Origin of the sequence: Nocardia sp. NPDC006630 (genome assembly GCF_040611495.1) — a bacterium.
Classification (GTDB): Bacteria; Actinomycetota; Actinomycetes; order Mycobacteriales; family Mycobacteriaceae; genus Nocardia.
The window spans coordinates 424,515-445,427 of the sequence record NZ_JBEXOK010000009.1 but is presented as its reverse complement, the minus strand read 5'-3'; the positions used below and the strand labels follow the sequence as shown (position 1 = coordinate 445,427).

21 protein-coding genes are annotated in these 20,913 nt (G+C 66.7%); 19 read left to right on the top strand and 2 right to left on the bottom strand.

Annotation, left to right across the window (positions count from 1 at the left end; genetic code table 11):
* Window positions 1-447: 447 nt before the first annotated feature.
* Together ABZX86_RS28260 and ABZX86_RS28255 are read left to right on the top strand one after the other, a co-directional pair.
* The gene (locus ABZX86_RS28260; RefSeq protein WP_355127709.1) at window positions 448-849 is read left to right on the top strand and encodes a nitroreductase/quinone reductase family protein; all 402 of its coding nucleotides are present in this window, start codon (window positions 448-450) and stop codon (window positions 847-849) included.
* Between the two features lie 159 nt (window positions 850-1,008).
* Complete coding sequence (locus ABZX86_RS28255; RefSeq protein WP_355127682.1) at window positions 1,009-3,072, top strand: neutral/alkaline ceramidase; 2,064 nt, start codon at window positions 1,009-1,011, stop codon at window positions 3,070-3,072.
* Window positions 3,073-3,076: 4 nt separating this feature from the next.
* Here ABZX86_RS28255 and ABZX86_RS28250 read toward each other — a convergent pair whose 3' ends face one another.
* Window positions 3,077-4,585, bottom strand: a complete 1,509-nt coding sequence (locus tag ABZX86_RS28250) for a PucR family transcriptional regulator ligand-binding domain-containing protein (protein WP_355127681.1) — start codon at window positions 4,583-4,585, stop codon at window positions 3,077-3,079.
* Between the two features lie 162 nt (window positions 4,586-4,747).
* Here ABZX86_RS28250 and uraD (ABZX86_RS28245) point away from each other — a divergent pair, with 162 nt between their 5' ends.
* The 17 genes from uraD (ABZX86_RS28245) (at window position 4,748) to alc (ending at window position 19,706) form a co-directional block, all read left to right on the top strand.
* Window positions 4,748-5,284, top strand: a complete 537-nt coding sequence (uraD, locus tag ABZX86_RS28245) for a 2-oxo-4-hydroxy-4-carboxy-5-ureidoimidazoline decarboxylase (RefSeq protein ID WP_355127680.1) — start codon at window positions 4,748-4,750, stop codon at window positions 5,282-5,284.
* Window positions 5,281-5,580: a hydroxyisourate hydrolase gene (gene uraH, locus ABZX86_RS28240; protein WP_355127679.1), complete on the top strand. Its 300-nt coding sequence runs from the start codon at window positions 5,281-5,283 to the stop codon at window positions 5,578-5,580. Before uraD (ABZX86_RS28245) ends, uraH begins: the two co-directional genes overlap by 4 nt.
* A 1-nt stretch (window position 5,581) precedes the next feature.
* Window positions 5,582-6,454 (top strand): factor-independent urate hydroxylase, encoded by an 873-nt coding sequence (gene pucL / locus ABZX86_RS28235; protein WP_355127678.1) that lies wholly within the window; start codon window positions 5,582-5,584, stop codon window positions 6,452-6,454.
* A gap of 79 nt (window positions 6,455-6,533) precedes the next feature.
* Window positions 6,534-7,868, top strand: a complete 1,335-nt coding sequence (locus tag ABZX86_RS28230; protein ID WP_355127708.1) for an 8-oxoguanine deaminase — start codon at window positions 6,534-6,536, stop codon at window positions 7,866-7,868.
* 219 nt (window positions 7,869-8,087) lie between these two features.
* Window positions 8,088-9,527 carry an NCS2 family permease gene (locus tag ABZX86_RS28225; RefSeq protein ID WP_355127677.1) on the top strand — a complete coding sequence of 480 codons (1,440 nt, stop codon included), beginning with the start codon at window positions 8,088-8,090 and terminating at the stop codon, window positions 9,525-9,527.
* A gap of 99 nt (window positions 9,528-9,626) precedes the next feature.
* A complete protein-coding gene (locus ABZX86_RS28220) occupies window positions 9,627-9,869 on the top strand; it encodes a thiamine-binding protein (RefSeq protein WP_355127676.1) in 243 nt (80 codons plus the stop codon).
* Window positions 9,862-10,251, top strand: a complete 390-nt coding sequence (locus tag ABZX86_RS28215) for a helix-turn-helix domain-containing protein (protein ID WP_355127675.1) — start codon at window positions 9,862-9,864, stop codon at window positions 10,249-10,251. Before ABZX86_RS28220 ends, ABZX86_RS28215 begins: the two co-directional genes overlap by 8 nt.
* A gap of 200 nt (window positions 10,252-10,451) precedes the next feature.
* Window positions 10,452-10,946: a 2-oxo-4-hydroxy-4-carboxy-5-ureidoimidazoline decarboxylase gene (uraD, locus tag ABZX86_RS28210; RefSeq protein WP_355127674.1), complete on the top strand. Its 495-nt coding sequence runs from the start codon at window positions 10,452-10,454 to the stop codon at window positions 10,944-10,946.
* Window positions 10,947-11,000: 54 nt separating this feature from the next.
* Window positions 11,001-11,906, top strand: a complete 906-nt coding sequence (gene pucL, locus ABZX86_RS28205) for a factor-independent urate hydroxylase (RefSeq protein ID WP_355127673.1) — start codon at window positions 11,001-11,003, stop codon at window positions 11,904-11,906.
* Window positions 11,907-11,916: 10 nt separating this feature from the next.
* Window positions 11,917-13,323 (top strand): nucleobase:cation symporter-2 family protein, encoded by a 1,407-nt coding sequence (locus tag ABZX86_RS28200; protein WP_355127672.1) that lies wholly within the window; start codon window positions 11,917-11,919, stop codon window positions 13,321-13,323.
* Window positions 13,324-13,473: 150 nt separating this feature from the next.
* Window positions 13,474-13,854 carry a gamma-glutamylcyclotransferase gene (locus tag ABZX86_RS28195; protein WP_355127671.1) on the top strand — a complete coding sequence of 127 codons (381 nt, stop codon included), beginning with the start codon at window positions 13,474-13,476 and terminating at the stop codon, window positions 13,852-13,854.
* Window positions 13,851-14,648, top strand: coding sequence for a TIM barrel protein (locus tag ABZX86_RS28190; RefSeq protein WP_355127670.1), 798 nt, complete (start codon window positions 13,851-13,853; stop codon window positions 14,646-14,648). Before ABZX86_RS28195 ends, ABZX86_RS28190 begins: the two co-directional genes overlap by 4 nt.
* A complete protein-coding gene (locus tag ABZX86_RS28185) occupies window positions 14,645-15,520 on the top strand; it encodes an NAD(P)-binding domain-containing protein (protein WP_355127669.1) in 876 nt (291 codons plus the stop codon). The genes ABZX86_RS28190 and ABZX86_RS28185 overlap by 4 nt, the downstream gene beginning before the upstream one ends.
* Window positions 15,517-15,690, top strand: a complete 174-nt coding sequence (locus tag ABZX86_RS28180) for a hypothetical protein (protein WP_355127668.1) — start codon at window positions 15,517-15,519, stop codon at window positions 15,688-15,690. Before ABZX86_RS28185 ends, ABZX86_RS28180 begins: the two co-directional genes overlap by 4 nt.
* Before the next feature lies 1 nt (window position 15,691).
* Window positions 15,692-17,494 carry a glyoxylate carboligase gene (gene gcl, locus ABZX86_RS28175; RefSeq protein ID WP_355127667.1) on the top strand — a complete coding sequence of 601 codons (1,803 nt, stop codon included), beginning with the start codon at window positions 15,692-15,694 and terminating at the stop codon, window positions 17,492-17,494.
* Between the two features lie 44 nt (window positions 17,495-17,538).
* A complete protein-coding gene (locus tag ABZX86_RS28170) occupies window positions 17,539-18,669 on the top strand; it encodes a glycerate kinase (RefSeq protein ID WP_355127666.1) in 1,131 nt (376 codons plus the stop codon).
* A 14-nt stretch (window positions 18,670-18,683) separates the two neighbouring features.
* Window positions 18,684-19,706, top strand: a complete 1,023-nt coding sequence (gene alc, locus ABZX86_RS28165; RefSeq protein ID WP_355127665.1) for an allantoicase — start codon at window positions 18,684-18,686, stop codon at window positions 19,704-19,706.
* A 67-nt stretch (window positions 19,707-19,773) separates the two neighbouring features.
* On the opposite strand, the gene ABZX86_RS28160 is transcribed toward alc, so the two are convergent.
* Window positions 19,774-20,883, bottom strand: a complete 1,110-nt coding sequence (locus tag ABZX86_RS28160) for a lycopene cyclase family protein (protein ID WP_355127664.1) — start codon at window positions 20,881-20,883, stop codon at window positions 19,774-19,776.
* Window positions 20,884-20,913 lie beyond the last annotated feature (30 nt).

Below are 20,913 nucleotides of genomic sequence, written 5' to 3'. Positions count from 1 at the left end.
GCCGAGCCCTCCGCGGAACCGGAACCTCAGCAGCCCCCGGCGAAGGGCACCGAACCGCGGGTCGATGTCGACAGTGCTGCTCGGGCATTGCGGAAGCTGGACCACCGACTGCTCGGGTGGGTCGGAGCGGATGGCTATCCGGTGGTCGTTCCGGTCCAGATCGATGCGACGGAATCACGCGGGATGACACTGACGGCGCCTGCGGGCTCGGTGCCCGATCATGGCCGCCGCGCGGGACTCACCGGTCATACCTTCACCGCAGGCACGCTCGGCCAGCATCAGACAGCGCTGACCGGCTGGCTCGAAAAAGACAGCGAGACACTGTATTACGCACCGCACACCAGGCTGACCTACATGATCCCCCCGAGCCGCGCGGTCTGGCGCGTGGTCGTGGGCGCGGTGACCCGGATCGGTCACGAACGAGCCCGCCGCGATGGTGTCCCGTCACTGCCGACCCGCAACATCCGACTCCGCCTGATCACGCCGGTGCAGCGTCATATCGCGAATCCCGTCGGCCGGCGGGTGGCCCGGTATCTGAACAGCCAAGCCGTGCTGGAGACGACGGGACGCAAGAGCGGTCAGCCGCGCACGACGCCGATCGGTGGCAGACAGGTCGGATTGTCGTACTGGATCGTCTCGGAGTTCGGCCGCAAATCGCAGTACGTGCGCAATATCGAGGCAGATCCACACGTGCGCTTGCAGATTCGGGGCGTCTGGCACACCGGCGTCGCGGTGCTGCTCGACGAGGACGACTCGCGCCGGCGCCTGCGGGAGCTGCCGTGGTTGAACAGCGCGCTGGTGCGGCTGGCCGGATCCGACCTGTTAACTATTCGTGTCGATCTGGATTGATTTCCGTTCGCCATTCTAAATGGTCACTTGTCCAGGTAACGTATCGCCGAAGCGGCTCGCCGCCGCAGGTTGAACGCGACTGGCCGGACCATCCATCGATACTGTGCTGACACGGAACTGGGACCGGTCCCGCCAACCCCGTAACTCAGAGGAGTCTCGATGATTGTGTCCCGGCGATCCGCGCTGGTGGGCGCGGCGGCATCGGCCGTCGCGGTCGGTGCCAGCGGGCTGCTGCACTCCAAGCCCGCTGCCGCCCAGCCGGTCAACGGCCAGGGCTATCTCGTCGGATGCGGTATCGCCGATATGACCGGCGCGCCCGCGGGCCAGGGCATGATGGGCTATTCGGAGCTCGATCAGATCACCACCGGGTTGCTGACCCGCTGTTATGCCCGCGCCTACATCATCGTCGACCAGACCACCGGCGGCCGTGTCGCCTTCGTGAACACCGACAATGCCTGCCTGTTCCAGTCGGTCCACCTCGCGGTGATGACGGAGCTGGCCAAGCGATTCGGCGACACGTACACCGAGCGCAACGTCAACCTCAATGCCACCCACAATCACAACTCCTGTGGCGGCACCGCCCGCGAATACGCATACTCGCTGGCCGCGAAGGGTTTTCAGCAGAACTCCACCGACGCCGAGGTGAACGGCATCGTCGCGGCGATCGCCAATGCGCACGACCGCCTGGCCCCGGGCACCATCATGCTCGGTCACGGTGAGCTGCACGATGCCAGCGCCAACCGCTCCCGCGTCGCCTTCGACCTGAATCCGCCCGAGGACAAGGCCGAATTCCCCGAGGGCATCGACCCCAAAGTGACCGTGTTGCGATTGCGCCAGGGCGGCAAGGATGTCGGCGCCATCACCTGGTTCGCCACCCACGGCACCTCGCTGACCGACCGCAACACCCTCATCTCCGCCGACAACAAGGGCTACGCCAGCTACCGCTGGGAGCACGATGAGATGGGCGGTCGCTACCTCGACGGTCAGCCCGGCTTCATCGCGGCCTTCCCGCAGACCAATCCGGGCGATATGACCCCGAACCTGGCGGTGCGCCCCTGGCATCCGTCCGGTCCCACCGAGGACAATCGCCTCAACTGCACGATGATCGGCGAACGCCAATACCAAGCCGGGCGAACCGCTTTCGCCTCCGCGCAGGCAATGTCCAACGGCGGTGTCGACTCGGTCATCCGGTATGTCAATATGGCCGACACCGCCATCGACGGCTCCTACACTCCCGATGGCAAGGCTGCCCGGACCTCGCCCGCGATGATGGGCGCGTCAGCGGTCGCCACCAGCTCGGAAGACAACTGGAACACCCAGATCCCATTCCTGCACGAGGGCGACACCAACCCCATGGTGGCCGCGCTCGGCGGCATCGACGCGCCGATCGAGCAGTGGATGCGCGATGTACAGGCCCCGAAACTGGCGATCGTGCCCCTCGGCATCCTCCCGCCGCGCCCCTGGGTGCCGCAGGTGCTGCCGATCCAGATCATGCGCATCGGCGATCTCGTACTCGCCTCGGGCCCAGCGGAATTCACCATCGTCTCGGGCCTGCGGGTGCGGCGCGTGGTCGCCGGCGCCCTCGGCGTCCCGATCGAGAACGTCCTCATGCAGGGTTACGCCAACGGCTACAGCGGCTACGTCACCACGCCCGAAGAGTATGTCTCACAACAGTACGAGGGCGGCGAGACGCTCTACGGCCGCTGGACGCTCTCGGCGTACATGCAGGAATTCGACCGCCTCGCCCGCGCGGTAGCCGCCCGCACCGACCTCGGCCGCGGCCCCGCCCCTCTGGACTGGACCTCCGGGCTGCAGCCCAACCTCTTGGCCCCGGTCCCCGCCGACGTCCCGGTCGCCGGCCACGCCTTCGGCGACGTACTGGCCCAGCCTGCCCCGAGTAGCGGTGCGGGAGATGCGGTTTCGGTGCAATTCGTCGGCGCGCACCCGAACAACAACTTCCACCTCGGCAGCACCTACTTCGAGGTACAGCGCTCCTCCGGCGGCGGCTGGTCCCGCGTCTACGACGACAACGACTGGTGCACCGAATTGCATTGGGAGCGACCGGCGGACAATGACGCCGCCTCACTGATCCGCATCGTCTGGACGGTCCCGCAGGACGCGCCGTCCGGCCGGTACCGCATCCAGTACTTCGGCGACAGCCGCGACGGCTCCGGCGCGACGACTCAATTCACCGGAACCTCGAACGAATTCGCGGTGGCATAGGCAATCAGCGCAGGGCGAGGGCCAGGAAGAAGTCGACGCGGTCTTCGAGACGGGACAGATCGCGATCGGTGAGTTCCTCGATGCGCTGAACTCGGTACCGCAGCGTATTCACGTGCAGGTGCAGGAGTTCGGCGCATTTGGTCCAGGAGCCCGAGACCTGAAGGAACGTCTCGAGGGTGTGGATCAGGTCGGCCCGATTGTCCCGGTCGTAATTGCTGAGCGGGTCGAGCAGCCGGACGCGGAACATGCGGCGGACCTCGTCGGGGACGCTGGCCAGCAGCAGCATATGGGTGGCCAGTTCATCGTGGCGCACCACGCTGGTCGGCTGATCGCGTTCGGCGGCCATGCGGCGTGCGTAACGCGCCTCTTCGACTGCGCCACGCAGACTTTCGCCGTCCACGCCGCCGCTGATACCGACGGCGAGGCGGCTGCCCTGCAATCCCGGTTCGAGGGCCTCCACGGCACGGTGGATGCGATCCTCGAGCGTGCCGTCCTCGCCGATGGGGACCAGCAGGATGGCTTCACCGTCGATCACACCCGCGGCAGGGCTTCTGTCGTAAAGGATTTCGCGCAATAGCGAGCGCAATTCGCGCGGCCGGACGCCACCCGAATCGGCGGTCGCGGCAACCGCCAGATAGCGCTCGGACAGCCCCAGTCCGGTGAGCTCGAGCCGCGAGACGATATCGGCGGGTTTGGCATCGGAGACGATGAGCTCGACGAGCTCCTGCGCCAATCGGCCCTCTGCGCTCTGCCGGTCATCGAGCCGGACACGTTCCAGCGCAACGATTCCGGCGAGTTCGGCGACAATCGCGCGCCGCTCCTCCGGCCAATCCTTGTAATCGCTCTCGAACACCATGAACCAGTCCGCGACCCGCGAGGTGCCATCCGGATCGACGGCGAACAGTGTGAACCGACTGCCCTCGGAAGTGATCACGTCGGGTAGTCGCGGCGCGGCCAGACAGGCGACCCGAGTCTGCTCGGGCGGGGCCTTGACCGGCCCCGCGACGACACGCCCGGTCGAGGACACCACCCAGCACGCCGTGCCGAGATTGCGGTGAATTAGCTCCAGCACCGAATCGAGCCCGCCGCCCGAGACGAGCTTGCGATGCCGATCCAGTACGGCCGCCAGATCCGCGGCCCGCCCGGTCGACAGATTGCGATTGATCTGTTCGGCGACGGTCGCGAACGCGAATTCCTCGCGCACCCGGAACAGCGGGATGCGATGACGGCGGCAGGCCTCGACCAGATCGGCCGGAGGCTCGCCGTAAAGCGCATCACCTGCGGCGACAGCTGCTACTTTGGCGCGAGCCAGGGCTGTGATGAACGCGTCGCTGTCCGCCGATTCGGTCCACCACTGCAGTCCGGTGAGCACAAGTTCGCCCCCGGAGAGGTAGCGCGAGGGGTCGAGCATGTCCGTCGTCACGACCCAGCGAACGAACCGGTCGAGCTCGTCTTCTCCTGTGACGAGTTCCAGGCCGGTGTCCGAAAGGGCGAGCAAAGATCGCAACCGCATGATTGCTAACGCTAACAGCCGATGACGCGAGGGTTACCGGCTTGGATGTATCTACAAGTGTGCCCGTGTGAACTGGGCCACAGATTCGGAGGTCTCGTCCTGGCCGCCGGGAACCCCCGGCGGATGTACTTACGTGGCAAGTCGCCAATGGATGGAGGTCGGATGTCGGGTCGCCTGGAATGGCTCGGGTCGCTGCCCCTGGAAGAGGCCGAGGCTCAGCTGTTGACCTGCTGCGCATCGCAACGGTGGGCACGGAAAATGGTGGCCGGTCGGCCGTATGTGAACGAGTCGAGTCTCATGCAGGCCGCGATCTCAGGGCTGGCCGAACTCGCGTGGACCGATGTGGAGGAAGCTCTCGAGGCCCACCCCCGTATCGGTGAACGCGCCGAAGCCGCACGCGCCGAACGGGTTTCAGCGGAGGCCGCACAGCGCGAGGCGCAGTGGTCGCAGGATGAGCAGTCCGGCGCCGCCACGGCCGCCGATGCGGTGCGCGAGGCACTCGCCGCCGGCAATGTGGCCTATGAGCAGCGCTTCGGACATGTCTTCCTGATTCGCGCCACCGGCCGCAGCGCCGAGGAAATGCTGTCGGAGCTCACGCGCCGGCTGAGCAATTCGCCGGCAGAGGAACGCCCCGTCGTACGGGCCGAACTCGTCGCCATCACCCGCCTGCGTATTCGCAAGCTGCTGGGGTTGATATGAGCCTCTCGACCCATGTGCTGAACGCGGCCACCGGTCGCCCCGCGGACGGCGTGTCCGTCCGGCTCGAAAGAGCCGACGGCACCGTCCTGGCCGCGCACCGCACCGATGCCGACGGGCGCATCAAGGATCTGCCCGCCCCGGAACCCGGAGTGCACCGGCTGATCTTCGACACCGGCGATATCAGCCCCTTCTATCCCGAGGTGACCATCGCCTTCACGGTCACCGACCCGGCGGAGCACTACCACGTGCCGCTGCTGCTCAGTCCCTATTCCTTCTCCACATATCGAGGTAGCTGACATGTCGATCAAGCTCGGTCCCAACCGCTACGGCAAGGCGGAGACCCGGGTCGTCCGGGTCAACAAGAGCGGGACCAAACACCAGCTCCGCGATCTCAATGTCAGCGTGGCGCTCGGCGGCGATATGGAGGAGGTGCACCGTACCGGTGACAATGCGGCGGTGCTGCCCACCGATACGCAGAAGAACACGGTCTTCGCCTTCGCCAAGCAGCACGGCATCGCCTCCCCGGAGGAGTTCGGCCTGAAGCTGGCCCGGCACTTCGTGGACTCGCAGCCCACCATCGATCACGCCCGCATCGAACTCGAGGAATACGAGTGGGAGCGCAATGTGGTCGGTCTCAACAGCCATCCGCATTCGTTCGTGCGCTCGGGCCGCGAGACCCGCACCGCCCTCGTGCACTACGACCGCGGTCAGGCCTGGGTGGTCTCGGGCCTGAAGGATCTGACGGTCCTCAACACCACCAAGTCGGAATTCCACGGCTACATCAAGGATCGCTACACCACGCTGCGCGAGACCCGCGACCGCGTGCTGGCCACCGAGGTGAACGCGCAGTGGCGGCATTCGGGTGAGAACACCGAGTGGGACAAGTCCTACGAGATCGTGAAACGCTGTCTGCTGCAGGCCTTCGCGGACACGCACAGCCTCTCGCTGCAGCAGACGCTGTTCGAGATGGGGGAGCGGGTGCTCGAAACCTGTTCCGACATTGTGGAAGTCAAGCTGGTGCTGCCCAACAAGCATCACTTCGAGGTGGACCTGTCGCCGTTCGGCATGGTCAATGACAACGAAGTATTCTGGGCTGCCGACCGTCCGTACGGACTCATCGAGGGCACGGTGGTGCGCGAGGTTCCGCCCGCCGGACCGGCCTGGTCCTGAATACGGAAGCGATGCAGTGAACTTCTCAGCACCTGGCACCGGCGGCGACGCGCTTATCCGCAATCTGGGTAGGACCGTCATCGAGAACGCCTATATCGCACCGGTTGTCGGTGACGAGATCGAATCCGGCTACCTCGTCATCGAAGGCGGCCGGATCACAGCCCTCGGCGCCGGACCGGCGCCCACGGTGCTGGGCGCCGACCGCATCGACGGCACCGGCTGCCTGGTGACCCCGGGCCTGGTGAACACCCACCACCACCTCTACCAGTGGGCCACCCAGGGCCTGTTCCAGGATTCGACGCTGTTCGAATGGCTGACCGGCCTCTACCGGACCTGGGCCGGCATGGACGCCGACGTCGTATACGGCGCTGCCACAGCGGGTTTGGGCTGGCTCGCGCTGACAGGCTGCACCACCTCCAGCGATCACCACTACATCTTCCCCAAGGGTCGCGGTGATCTGTTCGAGGCCGAGGTGAGCGCCGCCCGGGAGATCGGCCTGCGCTTCCACCCGTGCCGCGGCTCCATGGATCGCGGACAGTCCCAGGGCGGTCTGCCGCCGGACGAGGTGGTCGAGGATCGCGAAGCGATCCTGATCAATACCGAGGAGATCATCGGCAAGTACCACGATGATTCCTTCGATTCCATGCTGCGCGTCGCCGTCGCTCCCTGCTCACCGTTCTCGGTGAGTGAGGGGCTCATGGTCGATGCCGCGGTACTGGCCCGCACCCGGGGCGTTCGCCTGCACACCCACCTCGCCGAGACGATCGATGAGGAGGAGCACTGCATCGCCCAGATGGGTTGCACCCCGGTCGAATACATGGAGAAGCTGGGCTGGCTCGGTGACGACGTGTGGTTCGCGCACGCCGTCCATCTGCACGATGCCGATATTCGCCGCTTCGCCGATACGGGCACCGGCACGGCGCACTGCCCGACCTCCAATGGCCGCCTCGGCGCCGGCATCGCCCGCATCTCCGATCTGCTGGCCGCCGGTGCTCCGGTCGGCCTGGGTGTCGACGGTGCGGCGTCCAGCGAATTGACCTCCATGGCCGGGGAAATGCGGCAGGCGATGCTCTTCCAGCGCGCCGTGCACGGTCCCACCGCGCTCACCGCTCGCCAGGCCCTGGAAATGGGCACGCTCGGCGGCGCGCGAAACCTGGGCCGCCAGCGGGAGATCGGCTCGCTGGAGCCCGGCAAGCTCGCCGATATCGCTGTATGGCGAGTCGACGGCTTCCGTGCCGCGGTCGCTGATCCGTTGTGCGCCTTGGTCTTCGGACCCACCCCGCCGCTCGCCCGATTGTTCGTGGGCGGGCGCACCGTGGTGGCGAACGACGAGCTGCGCACCCTCCCGCACGATCAGGTCGGCCGCGCGGGCCTACTGGCCCGGAAGCGGTTGCTGCGTCAGGAATCCCAATGACTACATCTCGAGCAGTGATGGAGGAAACGTAAGTTCTCGGCGGCGCCGGGCATATCAGCCGGGCGCCGGTACGACCGGAAGACATCATCCGGAGCAGTTGATCAACAGGGGCAGACCGGCTTTCGACGGTAAGGACCCCACAACAGCAGTCACCGAATCCGCGGCCCGGAACGATGAAACCCGGACCGTAGGTCGGCTACGCCCTTAGGAGGGCATGCCATGACCCAGATCGAATCCCCGACCCCCACCACCACACTCGCCGGTGGGTCGGCACTCGACCGGTTCTTCAAGTTGAGTGAACGTCGCACTACTGTCTCACGCGAAATCCGTGGCGGAATCACCACATTCGTCGCCATGGCCTACGTTATCCTGCTCGTCCCGCTCATTCTCGGCGGGGTCACCGATATCGACGGCAACCATCTGAGCATCGCTCAGCTCACCACCGCCACCGCGTTCTCCGCCGGATTGTCCACGGTCCTCATGGGTCTGGTGGGCAATGTCCCGCTGGCGCTCGCCGCGGGCCTGGGCGTGGTGCCGGTGGTCGCCTTCCAGGCGGCGCCGCATATGACCTGGCCGCAGACCATGGGCCTGGTGGTGCTGATGGGCCTGATCATTGTGATCATGGCCGCCACCGGCCTGCGAACCCTGATCATCAATGCCATTCCGGTAGCGCTCAAGCACGCCATCGGCGTCGGAATCGGCATGTTCATCGCCATGATCGGGCTGGTCTCCGCCGGAGTGGTCGGTCACGGTTCGGCGGGCGGACCCCCGGTCACCCTCGGTGTCGACGGTCATCTGCAGGGCTGGCCCGTGGTGGTCTTCGCGGTCGGCCTGCTGCTCATGCTCGCGCTGTACATCCGCAAGGTGCCGGGTGCGATTCTGATCAGCATCGCCATCTCGACGGTGCTCGCGATCGTGATCAACTGGGCGGCCAAGATCGACCCGAAGACCTGGGGAACGGTCGTCCCCGAGGCGCCCAAATCCCTCTTCGCCACACCGGATTTCGGGCTCATGTTCAATATCGATCTGTTCGGCGGCTTCGCCCGCGCCGGCGGGCTGATCGCGAGCGTGGTGCTGTTCACCCTGGTGCTGACCGGCTTCTTCGATGCCATGGGAACGGTTTTCGGCGTGAGTGACGAGGCAGGTCTGCTGGATGAGAAGGGCACCCTGCCGGGCATCGGCAAGATCCTGACCGTCGACGGTATCGCCCAGGTCATCGGCGGACTCAGCGGTGGTGCGGGCAGCACGGTCTACGTGGAATCCGCGACGGGCGTCGGTGAGGGGGCTCGTACCGGACTCACCAGTGTGGTCACCGGTGGATTGTTCTGCGCGGCAGTGTTTTTCACCCCGCTCGCGGCGGTGGTGCCCATTCAGGCCGCGGCTCCGGCCCTGGTGCTGGTCGGGGCGCTCATGATGACCCAGGCCCGCAAGATCGACTGGAACGACCTCGAGATCGCGGTGCCGGCGTTCATCACCATCGCGCTCATGCCGTTCACCTACTCGATCACCAATGGTGTCGGCGCGGGCCTCATCGCCTACACGGTGATCAAGCTGGCGCGGGGCAAGTTCAGCGAAATCCATTGGCTGGTAGGCGCGGTCAGCCTGGTCTTCGCCGCCTACTTCGGCATCAACGGTATCGAACAGGTCCTGGGCGGCTGATATGGGCGACAGTGTGGCGCGGCCTGCCGGGGCTGCGCCACACTGTCGTCTCGGCCGGGCCGCGCTTCGGCCGGCCGTCCGGCGAGTAATCTGCTGATCATGCGGCTGCGCGCGGAATTCACGACCGAACCTTTCGACGGCGAGGGCAATCCGCCGCCGCACGCCACCGAAACCTTCGCCGCGCTCGAGAAGCACGGTCTCACCTGTGAATTCGGCCCGCTGGGCACCTCGGTGGCCGGTCCGGACGAGGCGCTGCTGCCCGCGCTGCAGGAGATGCTCGCGGTGGCCTTCTCCCATGGCGCATCCCGGGTGACGCTTCAGGTCGAGCAGGCCGATGAGTGAGCGCGCCGGGGTGGACGCCACCCATCCGGTGCTGGCGACGCTGGCGCCCCTGCTGGAACGTGTGGGCGGCACGCTGATTGCGCCCACCGACGGTTTGCCCGATGACGTACCGCTGGTCTGGGAGGGCGTCACGCTGGCGTGGGTCCGGCTCACCGCCTCCGAAACCGAACCGGCAGAAGGCATTCGGCGGCTGCTGAGCGAGGTCGCCACCCAGTTCGGCGCACCGCTGTCCGAGCTGCCGCGGGCCGATAAGCAGCGCGCCGTGCGATTGCTCGAAGAGCGTGGTGCGTTCAGCTACCGGAAGTCGGCCGAGACGGTGGCCGAGGCGCTGGGCGTCACCCGTTTCACGGTCTACAACTACCTCAACAGAACTCGGCCCTGACTGCCTGTAGTCGAGTCCGCCAGTTCTCGAAACCCGCTGCCATGCAGCGGGTTTTGTCGTTCTGCCGCAAGGTTTCGGGCCGTCGGCACTGTCCGCTGAAGATATATACTTCAACAAACTGTTGACGCAATGAAGTGACCCATGACACTGTTTTGCAGGTCGGAATATAACTTCCGCAATGCGAGAAAGTGCTGCTGCTTATGGTCACAGTCGATGAGTTCAACGGGTGGGACAGCGCCCGGCTGCGGCCCGCTCTGCTCGAGTGCTGCCGGGTACCGGCCTGGGCCGACGCCCTGCTGACCGCCCGGCCCTATGTGGATCTCGACACCCTGCTCGATGCCGCCGACCGCCTGGCGGCGGAGTTCGGTCCGGAGGATCTCGAGCGCGCCGTGGCGGCGCACCCGCGCATCGGCCAGCGCTCCGAACGCGACGAACTCAGCAGCTCCTGGTCACGCGAGGAACAGTCCGGCGTCGCAGCCGATGTGGAGACCGTTGCCGCACTGCACTCCGCGAATCGCCTCTACGAGAAGCGATTCGGCCGTGTCTTCCTCATCTGTGCGACGGGGTTGTCGACCTCGGAGATTCTCGCGGCGGTCACTTTCCGGCTCGCCAACGACGCCACCACCGAGGCGAAGGTGGTCGACGTCGAGCTGCGCAAGATCATCAGGCTGCGGCTGCAGCGCGTGATCGTCTGAAGCGCTATCACCCATTCGCCGGTACGGCCCACCGCGGGAGTTGAGAGGTTTTCCATGGCAATTCAGCTTGGACAGAATCAGTACGGAAAGGCGGAGAGCCGGGTCGTGCGCGTCTATCGCGACAGCGCCCGGCACACCATCCGGGATCTCAATGTCTCCTCGGCGCTGCGCGGCCGGTTCGAGGACGCGCACATCACCGGTGATCAGCGGGACATTCTGCCCACCGACACCCAGAAGAACACCGCCTTCTCCTTCGCCAAGGAGAAGGGCATCGGCGCGATCGAGGATTTCGCGCTGACGCTGGCCGACCATTTCGTCTCGCGGTGCCCCGGGGCCGACGGCGCGCGCGTCGAGATCGAGGAGTACGCCTGGGACCGGATTCCGGTCGACGGTGTGGGACACGACTTCTCGTTCACGCAGGCCGGCGGGGGAGTGCGCACCACGGTGGTCAATCTGGACGGCTACGGCGCCGATCGGCGCACGCACGTGGTCACCGGCATCAAGGATCTGGTGCTGCTCAAGTCCACCGGTTCGGAGTTCACCGGATTCTTCGAGGACAAGTACACGACGCTGCCGCCCACCAAGGATCGCATCATGGCCACCTCGCTGGTGGCGCGCTGGCGTTACGACCGCACCGATGTGGACTGGGACAGGTCCTACGCCTCGATTCGGTCCACGCTGCTGCGGCAGTTCGCCGTGGTGCATTCGCTGGCCCTGCAGCAGACCCTCTACAGCATGGGCCGCGCGGTGCTCGAGCAGCACCGCGAGGTCGCCGAGATCAAGTTCTCCGCCCCCAACAAGCACCACTTCCTCGTGGATCTGAGCCCCTTCCACGTGGAGAACCCGGGCGAGGTGTTCATCGCCGCGGACCGGCCCTACGGCCTCATCGAGGCCGCCCTGCACCGTGACGACGCGAACCCCGCGGGCAATGCCTGGTTCGGCGTTCCCGGGTTTTGCTGAGGAGGACGCCATGTTCAGTGGCAAACTACAAGCGCGACAACGACATCCGGGCCCCGAGGATGAACGCTATTCCTTCGGCCGGACACTCGCCTACGGCATTCAACACATTCTGACCATGTACGGCGGGGTCATCGCACCCCCGCTCATCATCGGCGGCGCGGCCGGACTCTCGGCCGCGGATATGGGCCTGCTGGTCACCGCCGGACTGTTCGTCTCCGGCGCCGCGACCCTGTTGCAGACTCTCGGCCTCGGCCGGTTCGGTAGCAGATTGCCTATCGTACAAGGCATTTCGTTCGTGACCGTCTCGACGATGGTGACGATCGCCCAGTCCGACGGACTGCGCTCGGTATACGGCGCGATCATCGTGTCCGGGCTCATCGGGCTGGTGCTCTCGTCGTTCTTCGCGCGCCTGGTGCGACTGTTCCCGGCCGTGGTCACCGGCACCATCATCACGGTGATCGGCCTGTCGCTGATGCCGGTCGCGTTCACCTGGGCGCTGGGCAACGACCCGCACAAATCCGGGTACGGGTCGATGGGCAATATCGGTCTGGCCGGGCTCACGCTGCTCGCGATTCTGGTGATCAGCCGAGTTTTTCAGGGTGCGATCTCGCGATTGTCCATCCTGATCGGGCTGATACTGGGCACCGTCGTCGCCGCTCTCGCGGGCCGCACCGACTTCTCGGCGGTGGGGCAGACCAAGCTGATCGCACTGCCGTCGATCCTGCCGTTCGGTTCGCCGGTGTTCAATGTGGGCGCGATCGTCTCGATGACCATCGTGATGCTGGTGATCATGACCGAGACCGTCGCCGACGTCATCACCATCGGTGAGATCGTGGGCGCCGAGATCGACACCGGCCGAGTGGCGGACGGGCTGCGGGCGGATATGGCCTCCTCGGCCGTGGCGCCGCTGTTCGGGTCCTTCCCGTGCAGTGCGTTCGCGCAGAATATCGGCCTGGTCGCCTTGACCGGCATCAAGAGCCGATTTGTTGTCGCCACCGGCGGTCTGGTGCTGCTACTGCTGGGATTCGTCCCGGTATTCGGCGCGGTGGTGGCCGGAATCCCCTATCCGGTGCTGGGCGGCGCGGGCGTCGTGCTGTTCGGAACCGTTGCCGCGAGCGGCATTCGGACCCTGGCACGGGTGGAGTTCCACGACAACCTCAACATGGTCATTGTCGCGGTGGGTCTGGCGGGAGGGCTCATTCCGATTGCCGCTCCGACATTTTGGGACGCGTTCCCGCAATGGTTCGCGGTCATCATGCAGTCCGGAATCAGTGCCACCGCAATCTCCGCGATCGTGCTCAATCTCCTGTTCAATGTGCTGACCATCGGCAATCGTTCCGGCGCATCGGTCTTCGCGGCCGCAGACGACGAACGCGACGGATCCGGCGAGCGGATCGACGACGATATCCGCCACTGATCGACCCCCGGCCGGGCGAATCTGCGCTCTGGCTGGACGAACCTACGAAATCGACCCCGAATCGATTCCCGCGATTGTGGTGATCGCGTCTTTCGAAGGCGATGTGATCGCCGACATAATTTGGAGCAACGGGGGAGGAAGGAATTCAGAATGCCCCTCATTTTCCTGAACGGCGGCGCCATGCGCGGCGGTCCACTGAATCACCTGCTCGCGGGCGCGCCGTTCGCCGGCGAGGTGAAGACCGCAGCGCAATACCGGTTCTATTCGGTGGGTGATCGCTTCCCGGGACTGCATCCGGTATCGGACGGTGGCACGACCATTACGGGCGAGTTATTCGATGTGCCTATGGAGGTACTGCGCACCAGTCTGCTTCCGGCCGAACCGCCGGAATTGGAATTGGGCGTCATCGAACTCGATGACAAGCGCTCCGTGCTGTCCATGGTGCTGCGCCGCCCGCCCGTCTCGTACCCGCAGCTGATCGACATTACCGAATTCGGCAGCTGGACGACCTATCGCGAAGGAAACCGATGAAGTTCACCACCGGGGGCGCGCCCCGGAAGTACGACGTCAATTGCTCGATTCTCTTCACGGATCTGCCGCTGCTCGAGCGTCCCGCCGCGGCCAAGGCGGCCGGATTCGACGCCGTGGAATTCTGGTGGCCCTTCGGTGAGAACGCCACCCCGTCCGACAGTGAGATCGATGCGTTCGTCGCCGCGATCGACCTGGCCGGGGTGCAGTTGGCCGGACTGAACTTCATCGACCTCATTCCCGCTGGGCGCGGACTGGTTTCGGTGCCGGGGCAGGAGAGCCGGTTCAGGGACAGTGTCGAGGTCGCCGTCGGCATTGCCGAGCGTACCGGCTGCAAGGCGCTGAATGCGCTGTACGGCAACAGGATTGCCGGGGAAGACCCCGCGAAGCAGGACGAACTCGCCCTGGAGAACCTGCGGCTGGCTGCTGTGGCGGCGCAGCGCATCGACGCGGTGGTACTGCTCGAGGCGCTGAATGTCTATGAGTCGCCGGACTATCCGATTGTCTCGGCCGGACATGCGATCAAGATCATCGAGCAGGTCGGCGAGCCGAATGTGCGCTTCCTCTGCGACCTCTACCACCTGGCGCGCATGGGCGAGAACCTGCCCGCCGTCATCGACACCTGGGCCGGATACCTCGGCCATGTGCAGATCGCCGATTCGCCGGGGCGCGGCCGTCCGGGCAGCGGCGAGCTCGACTTCGAGGCCCTGCTGGGTGACCTCGACAAGGCGGGCTACGACGGCTGGATCGGCCTGGAATACAAGGACCCCGAACTGAACTGGGAGTGGAACAAATGAGCAAGATCGGTTTCGTCGGCCTCGGAATCATGGGCGGCCCCATGGCGGGTCACCTGGTCAAAGCCGGTCATGACGTCACGGGCTTCGACCTCTCGCCCACCGGCCTGGAGAAGCTGAAGGCCGCCGGCGGCGCCACCGCGGGCAGCGCGGCGGAGGCGGTGCGCGACAAGGACATCGTCATCACCATGCTGCCGCAGGACGAGCACGTCGAAGCGGTCTTCGCCGACATTCTCGAGCATGCCGCCCCCGGCACCCTGTACATCGACTTCTCCTCCATCACGCCCAAGACCTCCATCCGGACGGCCAGCGAGGGCGCGAAGAAGCAGCTGCGCGTGCTCGACGCACCGGTCAGCGGCGGTGAGCCCGGTGCGATCAATGCCGCGCTGTCCATCATGGTCGGCGGTGCGGAGGCCGACTTCGACACGGCCCTGCCGATTTTCGAGACCGTCGGCAAGACCATCGCCCTGGTGGGCCCGAACGGCGCCGGACAGGTGGTGAAGGCCGCCAACCAGCTGGTGGTGGGCGGCACCTACGCCCTGGTGGCCGAGGCGATCCTGCTCATGGAGGGCCTGGGCGCGGACGCGGCCGCCGGTCTCGATGTGCTCGCCGGTGGTCTGGCCGGCAGCAAGATTCTGGAGCTCAAGCGAAAGTCCATGCTGGAGCGCAGCTTCCAGCCCGGGTTCCGGATCGATCTGCACCACAAGGATATGGGCATCATCCTGCAGGCCGCCCGGCAGGCCGAGATCTCGATTCCCATGGGCGCGTTGACCGCTCAGCTCATCGCCGCCGCCCGCGCCATGGGTCACGGCTCGCTCGATCATTCCGCACTGCTGCTGGTCGCCGAGGCGCTGGCCGGGAAGGGCCAGGCGTGACGGCGCCCGTACTGAGCATCGGGCACGGCCCGAATATGGCGCACGGGCACGGCATCTGCGCGCTGTCCGTACCGCAGGGCTGGGTGGTGGAGCGGGTCACCGTGCACCACCGGACATCATTTGCCGAATCGACGAGTCGGCCGCTGACGCTGATCCGAAAGGGGATCTGACATGACACGCATGCGGGCTGTGGACGCGGCCGTACTCATTCTCGAAAAGGAGGGTGCGACACAGGCATTCGGCCTGCCCGGCGCCGCCATCAACCCCTTCTACAGCGCCATGCGAGCGCACGGCGGCATCCGGCACATTCTGGCCCGGCACGTCGAGGCGGCCTCGCATATGGCCGAGGGCTTCACCCGGGCCGCGCCCGGCAATATCGGCATCTGCATCGGCACCTCCGGACCGGCGGGCACCGATATGATCACCGGGTTGTACGCGGCGAGTGCGGATTCCATTCCGATCCTGTGCATCACTGGGCAGGCGCCGGTGGCCAAGCTGCACAAGGAAGACTTCCAGGCCGTCGATATCGCCTCCATCGCCGCACCGGTGAGCAAGTGGGCGGTCACCGTCCTGGAACCGGCTCAGGTGCCGGGCGCCTTCCAGAAGGCGTTCCAGCTCATGCGTTCCGGGCGTCCCGGACCGGTCCTGATCGACCTGCCGATCGATGTGCAGCTGGCCGAGATCGAATTCGATATCGAGACCTACTCGCCCCTGGATGTGCACCGGCCGGCCGCGACGCGGGCACAGGCGGAGAAGGCCATCACCATGCTCTGCGCGGCCGAGCGGCCGCTCATCGTGGCCGGCGGCGGTGTGGTGAATGCCGACGCGGCGGATCTGCTCGTCGAATTCGCGGAACTGACCGGGGTTCCCGTGGTGCCGACGCTGATGGGGTGGGGCACCATCCCGGACGATCACCGCCTGCACGCGGGCATGGTCGGGCTGCAGACCTCACACCGCTACGGCAATGCCACGCTGCTGGAGTCGGACTTCGTGCTCGGCATCGGCAACAGGTGGGCCAACCGGCACACCGGCGGTGTCGAAACCTACACGCGGGACCGCACTTTCGTGCACGTCGATATCGAGCCGACCCAGATCGGCCGGGTGTTCGCAGCCGATTTCGGCATCGTGTCCGACGCCGGTGCGGCACTGGCGGTCTTCCTCGAGGTCGCGCATGAAATGGCGCTCGACGGGCGGCTGCCGGACCGTAGCGAGTGGGCCGCGCAAATCCAGGCGCGCAAGCGAACCCTGCTGCGCAAGACGCACTTCGACTCGGTGCCGATCAAGCCGCAGCGGGTGTACGAGGAGATGAATCGGGCCTTCGGCCCGGACGTTCGCTACGTCACCACCATCGGGCTCTCGCAGATCCAGGCGGCGCAGATGCTGCACGTGTACAAGCCGCGGCACTGGATCAATGCCGGACAGGCCGGGCCGCTGGGCTGGACGCTGCCGGCCGCGCTCGGTGTGGCGACGGCACTGCCGGATGCGACGGTGGTCGCGCTCTCGGGTGACTACGACTTCCAGTTCCTCATCGAGGAATTGGCCGTCGGCGCACAGTTCAAGATCCCGTATGTCCATGTGGTGGTGAACAATTCGTACCTCGGGCTGATCCGTCAGGCGCAGCGCGCGTTCGATATGGACTACTACGTGCAGCTGTCCTTCGAGAACATCAACAGCCCGGAGGTCAACGGCTACGGTGTCGACCACCTGAAGGTGGCGGAGGGACTGGGCTGCAAGGCGATTCGCGTGACCGAACCCGATCGCATCGGCTCGGCGCTGGAGCAAGCCAAGCGGCTCATGGCCGAACATCAGGTGCCGGTTCTCGTCGAGGTCATTCTCGAGCGTGTCACCAATGTGTCCATGGGCCTCGAGATCGACAGCGTCACCGAATTCGAGGAGCTCGCCGGATCCGCCGCAGACGCACCCACCTCGATCGCCGCACTCGCTGAACTCGAAACCGCCGGGAGTGCAGGGTGATTCACGCGCCGGGGGGTTCGGGGCGCGGCTGGCAGGAGGGGCATGTGATCGTGGCCCCGGACAAATTCAAAGGGTCGCTGACCGCCGGGCAGGTCGCCGCGCACATCGCGGCCGGCCTGCGGCGGGAACGGCCCGATCTGCCCGTGGTGACCATTCCGGTCGCCGACGGCGGTGACGGCACGGTCGAGGCGATGGTGGCGTCCGGATTCTCCGGACTCCAGACGGCCGTCACGGGGCCGGTCGGGAATCGAGTGGTCGCAGCGTTTGCCATGAGGGGCGATACGGCCGTCATCGAACTCGCGGAGGCCTCCGGGCTGCGGCGACTACCCGACCGGCCCACCCCCCTCACGGCCCGCACCGCCAGCAGCTTCGGCACCGGCGAACTCATTCGGACCGCGGTATCGCGCGGTGCGCGCCGAATTGTGCTCGGGCTCGGCGGCAGTGCCTGCACCGATGGCGGTGCGGGCATGCTCACCGCGCTCGGCGCCCGGCTGCTCGACGATGACGGGGAGCAGTTGCCGCCCGGCGGCGTGGCGCTGCAGCGACTGGCGCGCATCGATACCAGCGGTTTGATGCGGGTACAGATCACCGTGGCCTCCGATGTCGACAATCCGCTGCTGGGACCGCGCGGCGCGGCACACGTCTACGGCGGGCAGAAGGGTGCGGGCTCGGACGATATCGAGGCATTGGAACGCGGGCTCACCCGGTTCGCGGAGATCGCGGCGCGGGATCATTTCGTCGACAAGGCGGAACGGCCCGGCGCCGGGGCCGCGGGCGGTGTCGGTTTCGCCGCGCTCGCCTTTCTCGGCGCGCGCACCGAGCCGGGGATCGAAATCATCCTGCGGCACCTCGAGTTCGGCGACCGGCTGGCCGGGGCCCGGCTGGTGATCACCGGGGAAGGCTGTCTGGACCGGCAGACCCTGCACGGCAAGGCCCCGATCGGGGTGGCACGCGCCGCCGTCGCGGCCGGGGTGCCGGTGCTGGCGGTCTCCGGGCAGCGACTGCTCACCCGGGACGTGCTGCGCCGCTTCGGCTTCCAGGACGCCTTCGCGCTCACCGATATCGAACCCGATCCCCAGCTGTGCATTGCGAACGCCGATGCGCTGCTGGAGCAGCTGGCCGCGCAGATCGCCGGTACCCGCCTGGGCGAACTGCCGGCCCGCACCACCAACTAGTCGAAAAGGAAGCGATGTCGGACTTTACGAGCCTGCCGGATCTGGCGCTGCGCACCTACCGCGCCAGCGTGATCGCCGCGAGCGACGAATCCTTCGAAGAGCGCGAGAATCTCATCCATCCGTGGGAGCCGCGCTTCTCCGCCGAGACCTTCGGCACCAAGGGGCAGGAATACGACGGCTGGGAGACTCGCCGCCACCGCGGCCCCGGCCACGACTGGGCCATCGTGCGACTGGGCATGCCCGGTATCGTGCGCGGCGTGGTGATCGACACCGCCTGGTTCAAGGGGAACTACCCGCCGCACGCCTCCGTCGAGGCCTGCCGGGTGTCCGGCTATCCCGCTGTGGCGGAACTGGATTCGGCCGAGTGGGTGGAGATCCTGCCGCGCACCGCGCTGGGCGGCGACGCGCGCCACGAGCTGCCGGTCGAGGACGAGCGGATCTTCACGCACGTCCGGCTGAACATGTTCCCGGACGGCGGCATCGCCCGCTTCCGCGTGCACGGCGAGGTGGTACCCGATCCCGCCCTGCTCGCCGGGCTCACGGTGGACCTGGCCGCACTGGAGAACGGTGCGCGCACCCTGGACTGCTCGAATATGTTCTATTCCGCGCCGGACAATATGCTCGCACCAGGCCTGGCACGCAACCAATCCGAGGGTTGGGAAACCGCGCGCCGCCGCGACGACGGCAATGACTGGGCCGTGATTGCGCTTGCGGCCCAGGGTGTTCCGGAATTGATCGAACTCGACACCACGAACCTGGTTTTCAACGCCCCGGGCGAAATCCGGCTGCTGGGCCTCGATCTCGCCGAAGGCGACCCCCTGCCTGCCGACCCCGCCGCCTGGTTCGAAGTGCTGCCCCGCGTGACGATTCAACCCGACACCCCGCACCGCATTCGCGTAGCGGCAGACGCCCGGCGGCCCATCACCCACATCCGGCTCGATATCTACCCGGACGGCGGCCTCGGCCGACTGCGAGTCCATGGATCGCTCACCGCGGCAGGCACGGACCTGCTGGAAACTCGTTGGGACGCTTCCTGATCGGAAGGCGACTCTTTCTCAACCCCGCGCCGGCCCTGTTTACCCAACAGGCCCGGCGCGGGGTTTTTCAGTGGTTGCCGATCCCTGCTACGGAGAGCGCGAGGGTGCGGCGCAGTCGCCAGGGCAGGGCTGTGAAGAGCGCTGACATGGCGGCGGCGGTTCCGGGGAGATCATCGCGGCCGGAGAGGTAGGCGCGCTGTCGTGCGGCGGGGAGTGTGAAGAAGGCGTCGAAGAAGACAGGGAGATCCTGCGGGGGGAGTGCCAGCAGGGCGCGCAGTCCGGCCAGGCGCAGCGCGTGTACGGCGCGGGCCGAGAGCGGCCAGATCGCGTCTCCGGCGGCGACGGTGTCGGCGGTGCGCAGGGCGGTCGCGACGCTGTAGCCGGAGGCGGGATGCAGCAGTCCGCCTGCCGCGCCGAAGGTTGTGCGCCCGGGCTTGCCGCCGTGGACGGGGAAGCGTACGCGCTCGATGCGTTCCGCTCCGGTGAGAGTGATTCCGCGCGAACGTAATCGGTGCGTCAGACGGTCGCGCAGCACGCTGCTGTCGAGGGCCGGGCGTCCGGCGAGGCAGGTCTCCTCGAGGAGTACGGCGTCATCGCTCAGTGGTACCGCGTAGAGGAAGGAGCGCGGCTCGCTCGGGTCCGCGCCATTGTCGTGTCGCCAGTCCATGAAGAGCGTCTCCGGCTCGGCCCATTGCGCCCGGTCCACCACGACGCCGTAGGCGGTCTGCTCGGCCAGAGCGGGGGAGCGCGGCACCCCGCGCGCATCGATGACCCGGCCGGCGGGCAGCACCGCTCCCGACGCCAGTCGCACCGAGGGCAGATCGTGCGCGTACTGGCCGGAACGGGTCGGCGCGACAATATCGACCACTCGATCTGTCAGGACGCGGGCTCCGGTGAGATCGAGTGACTCCTGCAGTCGCGCGGTATCGAAGACGACATAGCGCCGCGCCAACTCCACGCGCCGGGTGGTCCAGGCAATGGGGTTATCGACCACAGCGGCCGGCACCTGCGCGGAAACCCAGTCCGGCAGCTCATCGGCCCAGGCCGCATAGGTGGCGTTCCACTGCCGCTCGGGCTGCGGATCGACCACGGTCACCGACTGGCCCTGCCGCAGTGCCCGATATGCGAGGGCTCGCCCCGCCGGGCCCAGGCCGCAGACAAGTAGATCGGAGGTCATGCCGTGATTGGATCATGATCGACAGGCGTC